At 73.1% G+C, this 14,364-nt stretch carries 11 protein-coding genes; 4 read left to right on the top strand and 7 right to left on the bottom strand.

Features of this window, described 5'->3' with window-relative positions; all coding sequences use genetic code 11:
• From ACZ7BZ_RS34380 to ACZ7BZ_RS34405, 6 genes are all read right to left on the bottom strand, one after another.
• A partial coding sequence (locus ACZ7BZ_RS34380) for a lantibiotic dehydratase (RefSeq protein ID WP_470361770.1) occupies window positions 1-920 on the bottom strand: 920 nt, incomplete at its 3' end.
• A gap of 177 nt (window positions 921-1,097) precedes the next feature.
• Complete coding sequence (locus ACZ7BZ_RS34385; protein WP_470361771.1) at window positions 1,098-3,434, bottom strand: M20/M25/M40 family metallo-hydrolase; 2,337 nt, start codon at window positions 3,432-3,434, stop codon at window positions 1,098-1,100.
• 12 nt (window positions 3,435-3,446) lie between these two features.
• Window positions 3,447-4,370, bottom strand: coding sequence for a TauD/TfdA family dioxygenase (locus ACZ7BZ_RS34390; RefSeq protein ID WP_470361772.1), 924 nt, complete (start codon window positions 4,368-4,370; stop codon window positions 3,447-3,449).
• The gene (locus tag ACZ7BZ_RS34395) at window positions 4,367-5,608 is read right to left on the bottom strand and encodes an ATP-grasp domain-containing protein (protein WP_470361773.1); all 1,242 of its coding nucleotides are present in this window, start codon (window positions 5,606-5,608) and stop codon (window positions 4,367-4,369) included. Before ACZ7BZ_RS34395 ends, ACZ7BZ_RS34390 begins: the two co-directional genes overlap by 4 nt.
• Window positions 5,601-7,034 carry a lyase family protein gene (locus ACZ7BZ_RS34400; protein ID WP_470361774.1) on the bottom strand — a complete coding sequence of 478 codons (1,434 nt, stop codon included), beginning with the start codon at window positions 7,032-7,034 and terminating at the stop codon, window positions 5,601-5,603. Before ACZ7BZ_RS34400 ends, ACZ7BZ_RS34395 begins: the two co-directional genes overlap by 8 nt.
• Window positions 7,031-8,071: a cysteine synthase family protein gene (locus ACZ7BZ_RS34405; RefSeq protein ID WP_470361775.1), complete on the bottom strand. Its 1,041-nt coding sequence runs from the start codon at window positions 8,069-8,071 to the stop codon at window positions 7,031-7,033. The genes ACZ7BZ_RS34400 and ACZ7BZ_RS34405 overlap by 4 nt, the downstream gene beginning before the upstream one ends.
• 159 nt (window positions 8,072-8,230) lie before the next feature.
• Here ACZ7BZ_RS34405 and ACZ7BZ_RS34410 point away from each other — a divergent pair, with 159 nt between their 5' ends.
• Window positions 8,231-8,788: a DinB family protein gene (locus ACZ7BZ_RS34410; protein WP_470361776.1), complete on the top strand. Its 558-nt coding sequence runs from the start codon at window positions 8,231-8,233 to the stop codon at window positions 8,786-8,788.
• Between the two features lie 14 nt (window positions 8,789-8,802).
• Complete coding sequence (locus ACZ7BZ_RS34415; protein ID WP_470361777.1) at window positions 8,803-9,417, top strand: GNAT family N-acetyltransferase; 615 nt, start codon at window positions 8,803-8,805, stop codon at window positions 9,415-9,417.
• Window positions 9,418-9,467: 50 nt separating this feature from the next.
• On the opposite strand, the gene ACZ7BZ_RS34420 is transcribed toward ACZ7BZ_RS34415, so the two are convergent.
• A complete protein-coding gene (locus tag ACZ7BZ_RS34420; RefSeq protein ID WP_470361778.1) occupies window positions 9,468-11,765 on the bottom strand; it encodes a non-ribosomal peptide synthetase in 2,298 nt (765 codons plus the stop codon).
• A 413-nt stretch (window positions 11,766-12,178) separates the two neighbouring features.
• Here ACZ7BZ_RS34420 and ACZ7BZ_RS34425 point away from each other — a divergent pair, with 413 nt between their 5' ends.
• The gene (locus tag ACZ7BZ_RS34425) at window positions 12,179-13,504 is read left to right on the top strand and encodes a cation:proton antiporter domain-containing protein (RefSeq protein WP_470361779.1); all 1,326 of its coding nucleotides are present in this window, start codon (window positions 12,179-12,181) and stop codon (window positions 13,502-13,504) included.
• 21 nt (window positions 13,505-13,525) lie between these two features.
• The gene (locus ACZ7BZ_RS34430) at window positions 13,526-14,251 is read left to right on the top strand and encodes a thioesterase II family protein (protein ID WP_470361780.1); all 726 of its coding nucleotides are present in this window, start codon (window positions 13,526-13,528) and stop codon (window positions 14,249-14,251) included.
• The last annotated feature ends 113 nt before the right edge of the window (window positions 14,252-14,364 follow it).

The raw sequence follows: 14,364 nt of genomic DNA on the forward strand, positions 1-14,364 counted from the left end.
GCGACGACACGACACATCACCACTCCCCGACACCGCCGATCCCATGCCTGATCAGCGAAAACGCAGCCCTCAACCCCGGAAAGACAACAGCCACTAAAGGGCGAGGTGCCCGGCCTGGGTGGTGGCGACGTGCAGGGTGCGGGGGTCGAGATCCCGGGAGTCGGTGAGGGGCAGGCCCAGGGGATGCGGTATGTCGTGTTCCCGCTCTCCGCCAGCGCCCCGGTGCTCGCGGAGAGCGGGCAGCAGACGATCTCGGCCAGTACCGGGTCAATGCCGGCTTGCTGCTCGGTGACGAGGTCGGGCAGGTAGCGGGCGAGGCGTCCGCCGGCCGCACCGGCGTCCTGCGCCGCGTGGGTGCCGATGGCCAGGGTGAGGTGGCCGCCGTGGTCTTCCCGGACGCGGATGTGAACCTCGGCCGTGCGCGGTGGCCGCCCATCGCCGTGGTGGGCCAGCGCGTCCACCATCTCCTCGGTCAGCTCCACCTCCTGCTCACCGCGCGCGGCGGCCGTGGTGAGCAGCGTGAGGAGGAGGTGGGTGCGGTGGTCGTCCAGGTCGGAGCGGGCACCGATCGCGTCCTCCGCACCCGGTGGGCCGATCCCGGTGGCCGGGTCGACCGCCTCCAGTAGCGGGACCAGGCGGTGGGGCCCGTACGTCTCCCGGAACTTCGCGGTCCAGGGCTGCAGCGGCGGGGTGCGGTGGCCGATGCGCCAGAGGGTGTCGACGGCCCGCGCCACGTCCCGGCCCACCGTGGCCGGGAGGCGCAGATCGGCCTCGGCGATGGTGTCGCAGGTCAGCGAGCGGTCGGCGGGGTGGATCGCGTCAGCCGCTCGGCGGGCGGCGTGCAGGAGGGGCTGGTGGCCAGGGTCGAGTGCCGCAGGGGGCCTGGGGACGACGGCGAGGGGCGCCTGGGAGCTGATCATGATGGTGGCGGCGGCTGGGCCGGGCCCGCAACACTGCTGCTTCTACGACGTCCTTGCGAGCTTGCCGCCACGGCGAGCGCGCACGCTTGGTGAGCCGGCGGGCACTGAGGTACCGAACGCGGGCCCGCCGGATGGCCGGGCCCGTTGTCTCGGGCCCGGCCATCCGGCGTCGGCGGGTCAGAGCGTGAGGGTACGGATGACCAGGGTCTGGCCGGCGACCGAGGGCCAGGTCGCCCAGCTCAGATGGGCGGGGAGCGCCGGTGCGTCGCTGCCGGGGGGCAGGCCGGCTTCGAGGGCGACGACCTGGAGGCGCAGCGAGCCGTCGCCGCGGTAGCGGATGGTCAGGTCCACGCCGTCTGCCGCTGGCGCAGCGTAGGACGAGGTCCAACGCCAGTCGCCGGCCGAAGGCGGGAGGTTCGTGCCGCCCGGAGCCGTGGCGCCGTCCAGCTCGGCGTCGACGATCTGGTGGTCCGCAGTGTTCGCGTACAGGACGAAGCGGCGGGTGTCGGCCGGCAGTCGGAGGTGCGTCCGGACGGTCCGGACTCCGTCCTGCTCGGTGGCCGTCACCTGCTCGGCCCGCGGTGGCTCGATCGCCGCGACGGGGGCCTTGCCGGCGTACAGGTCCAGGTCGTGGAGCATGGGGACACCCTCGCCGGGGGTCATCGGGCCATCCGTCAGGAGCCGTCCCACCACGGGCTGTTCCGGGCCGCCCGAGCTGACCCAGGTGGCCTTCCCCGTATCGGCGTCCAGGAGGTACCCCAGGCTGACGGCCTGCGGTTGGTGGGCACTGTAGCCGTCGAGGGCGGTGCCCGCCCCGACTGTGCACACCGCGGCGAGCGCGAGTGCGGTCGTGCCGGCAGTCAAGGCCCGACGGGACGGGAGCGGATCGAGTTGGGTCAGGGCCGGGATGCCCAGCAGCGCCGCCAGGACCAGCGGGACCGCGGTCAGGGACAGTCCCAGGGCGGGCAGCAGAAGGAGGAGCAGCGGCAGTGCGAGGGCCACTGCGGGCACGGCCGCGGCCCCGGCGGCGGCCGTTCGCCAGGGGGATTCCCGGTCAGTCAGGCGCACGGCCGCCGCGGCGGCCGCCGTGCCGATCAGAGCGGGCCAGGTGAAGAGGTAGGCGGCACCCGGCAGGAACACGGCACACGCCAGGCCGAGCAGCCAGAACCAGGCGAGCACGCCCAGGGCGACGTCGAGCGGGGCGACCCGTCGCCGGAGCCACCGGTACCAGCTGAGCAGGACGGCAACGAGCAGCAGCGCCTCGCCCACCATGTAGCGATCGGGGTGGTAGACACTGCCTGCGGTGAGGACGAAGTCCGGTCGGACCAGGGACAGCACCCACCAACTGCCGGCTCCGATGAGAGCGGCGGCCAGTAGAGCGGCCGGGAAGGTGGCGGCCGTCCGGGCCGTCCCACGGGCCGACAGCCCGCGGCGGCGGCCTCGGAGGAGCAGCGCCCCCCAGCCCAGTGCGGCGGCGCAGGCGAGCGGCAGGCCCAGCTGCTCCGGGTAGGACACCACCGTGCCGAGGACCGTGAAGTAGGTGCTCCGGCCGCCGGTCGCGGACAGGTCGGACCCGGCCAGCAAGCGGGCCGCGGCGAGTGCGGCGTCGCCCATGCTCTGGGTGCTGGCCGCGCTGACCTGGTCGATCGAGTCGTGCGGGGTGTGGTAGTGCGGGGAGCCCTTGAAGAACGCGAGGTTCACACCACGCACCCCGGCCCCGCTCAGGGCGGTGAGGTCGGTGTCGTTCGGCAGCAGGCCGAAGACCTCGTCGGCGAGCGAGGTGGTGTACGCGCCGGACTCCCGTACGGTGGGGGTGAGCCCGTCGCCGATGGCTTGGAAGAGCACGGCCGGCCCCGAGGTCCCTCGGGCTTCCAGGTTGACCGCGACGGTGCGTCGCGGGTCTCCTGCCAGGCCCGAGTCGATGAATGCCTGCGCGCCGAGCAGCCCGTACTCCTCACCGTCGGTGAACAGGATGCCGACGTCGTTGCGCGGGCGGGGCCCGCTCTGCAGGGCCCGGAGGACCTCCAGCGCGGCGGCGACGTTGGCGCCGTTGTCGGAGGCGCCGGGGCCGGTCGGGACGGAGTCGTAGTGGGCCACCAGAAGGACCGTGCCGGTGGGCTGGGTGCCGGGGACCTCGGCGTAGATGTCGGAGACCCGACCGACCGCACCTTCACCCTCCTCGGTGCGAGCGGCCACTCGGGTCACCACCTGGGGCGAGGTTCCGGCTTCCCGCAGCCGTTCGACGAGGCGGGCACGGACCCGCTCCTGGGCCGTCGAACCGCTCGGGTGGGGCTCGGAGGCGATGTCGCCCAGTGCGCTGAGGGCCCGCGCGGCCGAGAACCGGGCGGCGGGGGACGACACGGGTTCGGGGTCGGGCGGGTCCAGCGGAATGACGGCGGCGACGCCCGTCAGCAGGAGCAGTACCGGGACGATCAGCCTGGCGACCCAGGACCGGCGGGCGGGTCGGTCCAGCTCCCGCGCGGGCCGGCTCGCGGTCTTGTTGGTCAGGGACATCGGTGGGCCTCTTCAGGATCGTGCGGCGGCTGCCGGGCCGGCGTGCAGGACGGCCATCCGCCGATCGCCGGTGGACGGTTCCATGCTGTGGGCGGTGCGCAGATTGTCGAGCAGCAGGAGGTCTCCGGTCTGCCAGACGATTCGGGTGGTCACCTGCTCGTACGCGGAGTTCACGGCCTCCACGTCCTCGGCGGTGAAAGGTGTCCCGTCGCCGTAGCTGGTCTCGAACGGCAGCCCCTGGCGGCCGAGGGCCGAGACCAGGTAGGCGCGGACCGCCGGGTCCATCGTCCATTCGCTGCAGAACGCCAGCAGGTTGGACCAGGTGGGGCCGTCGTCCCGGCCGGTGGGCCGGAGCGCTGGTCTGGTGCGCCGAGTGGTCAGGCTGTCCGGGCCCCACTCCAGCTCCACGCCCTCGGTGGCCGCGTACGCCTCGACCCCGGCGGCGTCGAGGCCGGGGAAGGCGTCCTGCCACGGCATGCCGATCAGCCCGGTGCTGTACCGGCGGACCATGCTCCAGCCGTGCTGCCCGGCTCGCTCGGTCATCGGGTCCGGCAGCAGGGGCAGCACGGCTTGGCCGTCGGCGACGCCGGTGGCGCCCCCCGAGGCCGCGGGGCGCAGACAGGCGATGAGGAGGAACGGCGGCGGCTGGCTCTGCCATCCCAGTTCGTGGTGCATGCACATGGGGGACGAGCTGGGCCAGGCCGGCTGCGACCAGACACCACGACCCAACGGCTTGCGGGCGGCGAACGGCTCCCGCTGCTCCAGCGCTGTCATTCCCATCCCGGCGGCCAGGTCGGCCAGCGCGTCCGCGCCGTCGACGTTCGCGCCGTGGACGAGGACGGCGCCGGACAGCTCCAGCGCTTCCAGGAGGACGCTGGGCAATGCCTCCCGTCCGGATATCTCCGGCACCGTGGTGCCGTGCCCGGTCACGGTCACGTGTCGTGCCTTCCTTCCTGGTGCGGGGCGATGCCGAGGGGCAGCATCCGCAGGGCCTCATCGGCGCGGTCCGCTGCTTCACGGGGTGAGTTCCCGACCGTCACGACATGTCCGAGCCGGTCGAGGAAGGTGCCCTGACGGTTGATCAGTTGACCGGTTCGGGCGGTGACGGTGGCGTCCACCACACCGGGGAGCCGCCTGGCCCTGTCCGGGTCGGGCAGCGTGCGCACCTCGCCGTCGGAGGACGGGACCACGAACCGGATCGCTGCCGAGCCGGCCCGGTTCGCTCCCCGGACCGGGGTGCGGCCGGAGGTCAGGGCGATCAGCTCCGCGATGAGGTCCTGTCCGGTGGCCGCCAGGACGGCCTGCGGGATCATGCCGCCTGCCAGTCGCGGGTTGACCTCCACCACCAGGGCCCGGCCGCCCACCAGCCTCAGCTCGACGTGTGCCGCGCCCCAGTCCAGTCCGAGGGCGGACAGGGCGGCCAGCGCGCTGGCCGTGAGCTCGGCGCGGACCGCGTCATCGACGGGTGCCGGGACGTCGTGGCCGGTCTCCAGGAAGCCCAGGCGCTGGTCGAGGTGCTTGCCGACGACGGCCCGTACCTCGCCGCCGAACACCTCCACCGAGAACTCCGGCCCGTCCAGGTAGGTCTCGACCAGGACGGTGGCCGGCAGCGGGCGGCCGCGTTCGTCCACGGTGGTGGCGAGCAACTCGGCAGTGTGCTGGGCGACCGCCTCCAGGGTGTCGCAGCGCCGGACCCCGAGGGAGCCTGACCGGCCCGGGGGTTTGACCACCACCGGCAGGCCGAGCTCGGCGGCGGCTCGCGATGCCTGCTCCGGGGAGTCGGCGGTGAGGAACGCGGGCGAGGGCACGCCGTGCTCCGCGAAGCGCCTGCGCTGGACCGTCTTGTCCCGGGCCGCGGCCAGTGCCTGCGGGTCCGGGCCCGGCAGGCCGAGTGCACGGGCGGTGGCGGCGGCGATGCCGATGAAGTACTCCGAGCTGGAGGTCACCCCGCGGACGCGGTGCTCGCGGGCCAGTTCGCGGCACCGGGCCAGGACGGCTGCGGGGTCGTCGGTGGCACAGGTGTGGTGCGGAACGTCCAGCTCCGCCAGGTAGGGGTAACGAGCCGGGTCCACGCAGAGCATGTGCGGGTCCAGACCCTGGGCCCGGGCACGTTCGGCGAACAGCCGTCCGGTGCCCGTGGTGTTGCTCTCGATGAACACCAGGAGGTCAGCCATGGAAGAGTTCCTCACTCGCGAGGCGCAGCCGTTCGGCCGCCAGTCGTTCGGTGGTGCGTAGCTGCTCCAGCTCCCGGCGCAGCCTGTGGCGCAGCTCCCACGCCGTGGCCAGGGCCGTCTCCCGGCTGCCGGGGCCGCCGCCGAAGCGGGCGCGGTCGGTGATCTCCCGCAGGTCCCGCCGAGGCAGTTCCTCCGGCGGCCAGCCGGTGCCGCTCTCGATGGCCTGCAGCACGGCGGTGCCGATTCGCTCGTGTGCCTCGCGAAACGGGATCCCGCGGCGCACCAGGTCGTTCGCCAGTACCGTGGCGTCGACGAAGCCCTGCCCGGCCGCGGTGTCCGCGACGGCGCGCCGCGGTCGGGCGCCGGAGACCACGAGTGCGGCCATCGCCAGGAGTTCGCCGGTGGTGCGCAGGGCCGTCCCGACGGGCGCCATGGCCTCGGTGCCGACCTCGATGGAGTTGGTGAACGGCGCCGCTTTGCTCGCGGTGACGGAGGTGATCCAGGCACCGGTGACCTGGCTGGGGCGGGCCTTCAGGTACTCCAGCAGGAACGCGTTCCGCTTCTGGGGCATGGCCGAGGAACTGCCCACCAGCCAGTCGGGGAACTCCAGGTAGCCCAGTTCGGTCGTGCTCCACAGTTGCAGGTCGGTGGCCAGCCGGGACACCGTCACGCCGAGGTGTGCCGCGTCGGCCAGGACGTCCAGTGAGGCGTCGCGGGAGGCGATCGCGTCGACGGCGTGCAGGGGGCCGGTCTCGAAGCCGAGCAGGGTCGCGGTCCGCGCGGTGTCCAGGGCCAGGTCGGTGCCGGCGACGGCATGCGCGCCGAGCGGGCAGCGTCGGATCGATCGCAGCGCGTGCGCGATTCGCTCCAGGTCCCGGTGCAGTGCCAGGGCCACGCCGGTGAGGTAGTAGCCGTAGGTGATCGGCATGGCCGGCTGGTAATGGGTGTGGATCGCCATGACGGCGTCCAAGTGCTCACCAGCCGCGCCGAGCAGCGCGGTCAGCAGGCGGCATCCGTCGGCCAGCACGCCGATGCCCTGCCTGCGCAGGGCCAGCAGGGTGGTGGTGGCGTTGAGGTCGTTGCGGGAGCGGCCGGTGTGCAGCAGTCCGCCGGTGTCCGGGCCGCACAGCTCGCTGATCACCTGCTCGTACGCCAGGTACAGGCCGCGGGGGCGGGGCCGGTGCAGGACGGCGGTGAAGCCCTCCGCCTCGACGCGGGAGACCGTGCGCAGCAGCACGGCGGCCCGGTCCGGCGGGATGATGCGCTGCTCTGCCAGCATCACGAGGTGGGCGCGGTCGACCCGGCTGATCAGGCGCAGCGCCTCCAGGTCGGCGGCGTCGTCCGGCGGGCCGTAGTAGAGGCGCTGAGCCGTCCGTGAGAGGGCGCCCTTGATCCGGCCGGTGCTCGCGGTGTCCTCCCGGTTCACGGCCGGGAACCCGTGGGGGTGGCCAGGTCGGCCAGCCGGCGCCGGTCCCAGCGCATCCAGGTCCAGTCGGCCTCGCCGGTCGGGGAGGTCACCTCGCGCGGCTCACCGGTGGTCCGGCGGGCCGGTTCGGCGTCGAGCCAGTGATCGTCGTAGACCGTGTCGAGGTAGCGGTCGCCCTGGTCCGGGAGCATCACCACCGTGCGGGCCTCGGGGTTGTGGGCTGCCCACCAGTGGGCCACCGCCAGCGCGGCCCCGGAGGTGGGACCGTGGAAGAGGCCGTTGCTGCGGTGCAGGCCCCGGGTGTGGTGGTATGCCTCGCCGGCCGGGCACCAGTGAACCTGGTCGAACACGGTGTGGTCCAGGATGCCGGGCAGCACGCTGTTGCCGAGTCCGCGCAGTTCCCGCACCTGGTCGGGCTGTCCGAACAGCACGCTGCCCGGGGTGTCGACGCCGATGGCTTGCAGGCCGGGGTTGTGGCGGCGCAGCCCGGACGTCGTCCCGCACATGGAACCGCCCGAGCCCACCGGGCCGACCAGCGCGTCCAGGGGCCCGAGCCGGCGGTGCAGGTGGTCGGCAACGACGGAGTAGGAGGCGGGGTTGAGCGGGTTGTCGTACTGCTGCGGCCAGAAGTGGTCCGAGTGCTGTGCGCGCACCTCGGCGAGCCTGGCCAGCCGTACCGTCTGGTACTCGCCCAGCGCGGACGGCTTCGGGCACATCTCGACGGTGGCCCCCAGGTCCGCCACCCGGCGGCAGAGCCGGTCGTCCATCGCGGGGTCGGTGACCAGGATCAGCCGGCGGCGGACGAGGGCCGCCTTCACTGCCAGCGCCAGCCCGTAGGTGCCACTGGTCGACTCGACGATGACGGTGTCGGGGCCGATCTCGCCGGAGGCGAGGGCGGAGTCGACGATGTGGTGCGCCGGCACCATCTTCATCAGTTTGAAGGAAGCGCCCCAGAGGTTGGGCCCCAGCCTCACCACGTGGGGCAGCAGATCGGCGGTGGCCGCGTCCGGTTCGGGCTGCGAGGAAATCAAGACCACGGTGCCGTCTCTCTCCGAGGTGTGCGAAGGTCCCGGGGGATCGGGGGCCCGATCGTGCCGCCCGGTTCGAACGGCACGTTAGGGAGGCGGCGAAGCGGCGGGCAGTCACCTGAACCTGGGGCCGCGGCGGGCCGGGCCGGGCTGGTACATTGCGCCCCCATGACACGTTCCGAGATGCAGGTTCCCGCCGAAACTCCGTTGGCAGGGGACGAAGTCGCCGTCCTGCTGGGCACGCTCGAGCGCATGCGCGCACTGGTGGAGTGGAAGTGCTCCGGCCTTGACCAGGCCGGCATGCGGGCGACTCTCGGTCCTTCGACCATGACCCTGGGCGGGTTGCTCAAGCATCTGGCCGCAGTGGAGGACTCGTACTTCCTCCGGCTGATGCGCGCTGAGAAGGCGGGCGCCCCGTGGGACACCGTCGACTGGGACTCCGATCCGGACTGGGACTGGCGCACCGCCGCCGAGGAGACCCCCGAAGAGCTGTTCGCGCTCTGGCGGGCCTCGGTGCAGCGCTCGCGGGAGCTGGTCGCCGAGTTGCTCGCCCAAGGCGGACTCGACCACGTCGGGACCTTCGTGAGCAGTCGCACCGGCCAGTCGCCGAACCTGCGCTTCGCGGTGGTGACCATGATCGAGGAGTACGCGCGGCACGCCGGGCACGCCGACTTGATCCGCGAGTCCGTGGACGGTCTGGTCGGCGAAGACCCGCCGCGGGACTGAGAGGACCTCCGGCCATGTCAAGGGAGCCCTTCGACCCCGGGCGACTGACCGTCGTCCCCGCCAACCAGGCGTCCTGGGACGACATCGCGGCTGTGCTCGGCACCACTGATGCGGGCCGTTGCCAGTGCCAGCGGTTCAAGGTCGCCGGCGGGATCTGGCGTGACACCACCCGACAGGAGCGCACCGACAGTCTTCGGGCGCAGACCGCCTGCGGGACACCGGATGCCGCCGACACCTCCGGCCTGCTGGCGTACGCCGACGGCGAGCCGGTCGGCTGGGTCGCCGTCCAGCCCCGAACCGCCTATCCCAAACTGCGCACCTCGCGGGTGGTGTGGGCGGGCCGGGACGAGGACAAGGACGACCACGGGGTGTGGGCGGTGACCTGCTTCGCGGTCCGCAAGGGTTTCCGCGGTCGGGGCCTGACCTATCCGCTGGCTGCTGCTGCGGTCGTCTTCGCCAAGGAGCGTGGTGCGCGGGCGCTGGAGGCGTATCCGATGGTCACGACCCCCGGCAAGCAGATCACCTGGGGAGAACTCCATGTGGGTGCCCGTCAGGTCTTCGAGGAGGCGGGTCTGCGGGAGGTCACCAGCCCCACCGTCCGCCGTCGGGTGATGCGCATCGATTTCTGATCCACCGAGGCCGTCCTCCGTTCGGAGGACGGCCCCGACTGCGCCGCGGCTCAGCCGTGGGCGGTGGGCTGCCGGACCGACGCCGCCGCCTCGCGCAGGGTTCCCGTGAGCAGGGCGATCACGTCGGGCTTCGGCAGCCGTGCGCGCTCGCACTCGTCGAGCAACTCGAACGCGAGCATCGAATGGCCGCCGAGCTCGGTGAAGTTGTCCAGCACGCTGACCGGTGCGGTGTCCAGCAGCCGACTGTAGAGGTCCACGAGCGCGGCCTCGACCTCGTCGGCGGGCGGTTCGACGGTGCGCTCCGTGGTGTGATCCGGAACGAGTGCCAGCAGGGCGGCGGTATCGAGCTTGCCGTTGACGGTCGCCGGGACGGCCGGGACCGGGACGATCCGCTCGGGCCGCATGTGCCGGGGAAGGTGCGCCGCCGCGTGGGAGAGGACCGCGGCGGTGTCCAGGACGGCCGGGTCGCCGCCGGTCGCTACCACGAACGCGAGCAGCCGGTCCGGGTCGCTCTGCGGGACGACTGCGCAGTCCTCGACTGCCGGGTGCTCGGCGAGCACCGCCTCGATCTCGCCGAGCTCGATCCGCAGCCCGCGGATCTTCACCTGCCGATCGATCCGCCCCAGGTGCTCCAGCACCCCGTCGTCGTCGTACCGGCACAGGTCGCCGGTACGGTACATCCGCGAGCCGGGAGGCCCGTACGGGTCGGCCACGAAGCGTTCGGCCGTCCGGCCGGGAGAACGCCAGTAGCCCTGAGCCAGCCCGACCCGTCCGGCGACGTACGCCTCACCCGGCATGCCGATCGGGACGGGCCGCAGTCGTGAGTCCAGCACCAGCAGCCGGAAGTGGCTTTCGGGGCGGCCGAGCGGCACCCGCGTGCCGGGGGCCGGCTCCAACGGCATGTCGACGACGGTGCCGGCCTCGGTCGGGCCGCAGACGTTCACCAGGGCGGTGCCGGCCAGGGTGGCGAAGAACCGGTCGCGGATCCGCGGGGTGAGCGGCTCGCCGCCGCACAGGGCCCAGCGCAGTGCCGTCGCCCGGGCCGGGTCGACGTGCTCCAGGAAGGGCGTCATCACGGTCGGCACCAGGAACAGCGTGGTGACCCGGTGCTCTTCGACCAGCCGCGCCAGGTGCCGGGCGTCGCCGTGGCTGTCGGGGCGGCAGACCACCAGCCGGGCCCCGTGCCACAGCGGCCAGAAGATCTCCCAGATGGAGACGTCGAAGCCCGGGGAGGTCTTGAACAGGGCGGTGTCGCCCGGTCCGTAGGGGTACTGCCGCTGCATCCAGCCGAGGTGCGCCAGCGCGCCGTCGGTCGGGTACGCCACGCCCTTCGGGCGACCGGTCGATCCGGAGGTGTAGAGGATGTTGAACAGGTCGGCGGGCGTGGCGCCGGAGACCGGGTTCGTGGTGGCGCACCCGGCCCAGGCGGCCCGGTCCGTCTCGACGTCGACCACCCGCCAGGGGCCTGCGGGGATCCGGCTGCGGCAGGCCGGGTCGGTCAGTACGTGGGCGGGGGCGGACTCCTCGATCATGTGGGCGAGACGGGCGTCGGGAAGCTGGGTGTCGAGCGGCACGTAGGCGCATCCAGCCTTGACCGCGGCGTAGATCGCCACCACCAGCTCTATGCCGCGCCCCAGGCAGACGCCGACCCGGGTACCGGGCCCGGCGCCGTCCGCACGGAGGTGGTGCGCGAGCCGGTTCGCGCGCTCGTTGAGCTCGCGGTAGGTCAGGGTGGTCCCGGACTCGTCGACCAGCGCCACCGCGTCGGGCGTGCGGGCGACCTGCCGCTCGAACGGCTCGGTCATGCTGTCGAACGGCAGGTCCGGGTCCTGGTACGGGTTGAGGCCGGTGAGGATTCGCGAGCGCTCCGCGTCGTCGACCAGCGCATGCTCACCCACCGGCTGGTCCGGGGAACAGGCCAGCAGGTCCAGCAGGTGCAGGTAGGTGCGGGTCCAGCACTGGACGGTCGGGCCGTCCGCCGCCGTGGTGGTGTTCTCGACGTACAGCCGTTGGCAGTCGTCCGAGAACACGAAGGAGACGTGGGCCGGGCCCTCGGACGGGGCTGGTCCCGCGGTCAGCAGCTCGCGGAAGCAGGCAGCCGGATCGACCGGTCCGGTGCCGCGCTCGAGTGCCCCCTGCATCACACAGGCCCGCAGCGGCGAGCCGGGCCGGGACAGCAGGGTGACGAGCACGGACGCGGCCTGCGCGAGCGCGGTGAAACCGTCGCTTCCGGCGTCCTCCGCCAGTGCGCGCAGGCCGGCCACCGTCCCGGCCGGGACGGCGACAGGGCCGATGCACTCGGCCGGGGCGGCGACGGTGTGGACGGCGGCGCGTTGCTGATGGGTCACGGGCGCTCCTACGGCTGTGGCTGTCGCGACTGAAGTAAACGGAGGAGGTCCGCGGCGGGGCAAGGGGCGTCCCTGTCCCCGGTTCTGTGGACCTGGCCTGCCCGGGGCGGCGCGGTGCGGTCCGCGTCGCCCGATCACGTGACTCCCCGGGCCGGCCGCGCCGACCTACGGTCGAGGGTCGGCAGGACTGCCCGTCGTACCGGGCGTTCCCGCAGGCGTCCGCCGTCCTGGCACGGTGACGAACGTCGCGGCAGGCCGTGCGTCCGCCAGTACCCGATCGATGCCCGGGCGGGGCGCACGGCCTGACCGCGGCGGCCTCCCCAATCCCGCTTCCGAGGCCCGCTGCCAGGGCGATTCGTGCCCGCCGGGCCGCAGCGCCGGGCCTGCGGAGGCGTACCGCGAAGGAGTATCGGATGACACTGCCAACAGTCGGCCGACTGGTTCTCGACCTGGCGGTGATCGCCGGCGTGGCCCACCTGCTCGGGGCACTGGCCCGCAGGCTGGGCCAGCCCGCCGTGATCGGCGAGATCGCCGGAGGCCTGCTGCTCGGGCCGGTCTTCCTGCACGGTGCCGGGTCGGCCCCGCTGCTGTTCACGGCCGAGACGCGCCCCGGCCTGAAGCTCATCGCCGACATCGGCGTCTGCGTGTTCATGTTCCTGGTCGGTCTCGGCCTGGAGCACGGCCTGCTGACCGGGCAGGGCCGGCTGGCGGTCACCGTGTCGCTCGGCTCGACGGCGCTGCCCTTCGGACTGGGCGTCCTGCTGGCCTTCTCCCTCGGGGACGGCCACTCCGTCACGAACCGGGCAGCCTTCGTCCTCTTCCTCGGCACCGCGATGTCGGTCACGGCCTTCCCGGTGCTCGCCCGCATCCTCACCGACAGGAACCTCGTCCGGACGCCGATCGGCGGGATCGCGCTGGCCATCGCGGCGATCGACGACATCATGGCCTGGTCGCTGCTCGCCGTGGTGACGGCGCTGGCCGGGAGCACCACCGGCAACCCCTGGCTGGTGCTGCTCGCACTGCCCTACGTGGCGGTGATGCTGGGCGTGGTCCGGCCGGTGCTGGCGAAGCTTGCCGCCCGTCGGGCCGGGTCCGGCGGCCGGGCAGCCGGCGCGGTCGTGCTGGTGGCGGTCGCGGCAGGACTGTGGCTGTCGGCCACGGTGACCGACCGGCTCGGCCTGCACCTGATCTTCGGTGCGTTCCTGTTCGGGGCCGTGCTGCCCCGGGAGGGGGCCGCCGGTCTGCGCCGTGCGGTCCTGCCACTGGTCGAGCGGGGCTGCTCGGCCGTGCTGCTCCCGGTCTTCTTCGTGATCGCCGGGCTGAAGGTGGACCTGTCCTCGATGGACCTCTCGGCCTTCGGCGAGCTCGGGCTCATCCTCCTGGTGGCGATCGGCGGCAAGTTCGGCGGCGGGTTCCTCAGCGCCCGGGCGATCGGCATGCGCCCCCGGCACGCCGTGGTGCTCGGCACCCTCATCAACACCCGCGGGCTCACCGAGCTGATCGTGCTGTCGGTGGGCCTCCAGATCGGTGTGCTGGACCAGCGCCTGTACTCGTACATGGTGGTGATGGCGCTGGTCACCACGGCCATGGCCGGCGTGGTGCTGCGCTTCGTCTACCCGCCCGAGCGGGTGCGCCACGACCTGCAGGACCTCGACCGGACCGCGGCCCCGGACGGCGAGGAGGCCGATGCCGCCGCGCCCGTCCTTCCCCACCCCCCGCTGCGCGAGAAGCAGCCCTGACACCCTTTCGGGAGTTCACCCATGACCACTCGCCAGTCCGCCACGCCGTGGCTGCCGCGCCTTCCTTCCTCCCCCGTGGCCCGGCGGGTCTTCCTCGTCCCGCACGCGGGCTGCGGGGCCAACATCTTCGACGGCTGGCCAGCACAGCTCGACGGGGTGGAGTTCCTGCCCGTCGAGCTGCCGGGCCGCCTCACCCGCTGGGGGGACCCGATGCCGGACACCTTCCAGGAGCTCGCCGCAGCGCTCATCGACGGGCTGCGCCCGTACCTGGACGCCCCCTACTCCCTGTTCGGCCACTGCTGGTCCGGCCTGGCCGTCTACGAGACGGCCGTCCAGGTCCAGCGGGCCGGGCTACCGATGCCGGAGCGCCTGTTCGTCTCCGGGCAGGTGGCCCCGCAGGACGGCCCGGTCGGGCGGATGCTCGACATGGACGACACCGATCTGGCGGCCGATCTGTCCGAGACCATCCGCGCCTCGGGCAAGCATCCGCATCAGGAGCTGATCGCCCTCTACACCCGGGTGCTGCGCACCGATGTCGAGGTGTGCCGGCGGTATGTCGTGCCGGATCCGGTCCGACTGGACCGCCCGGTCACCGCGATCGGCTGGGCGGACGACGCCGAGGTCCCGCCGGAGCGGATGGCCGGGTGGGAGCGCTGTGCCGACACCCTCTCCGAGGTGCTGCCCGGCGGGCACGACCGATTCCTGGAGGCGCCGCCGGAGCTGCTGCGCCTGCTGAGCGGGGCCTGACCGGCAGAACGGTGGCGGGGGAACAACGCAGAGGGGGGCGGGAGAGAACCGGGGGTTCCCCCCCTCGGGTTCCACCCCCCCCCCGCGACCGATCAGGTACTACGCGGGGTCCC

This window comes from Kitasatospora sp. NPDC036934 (assembly GCF_055608425.1).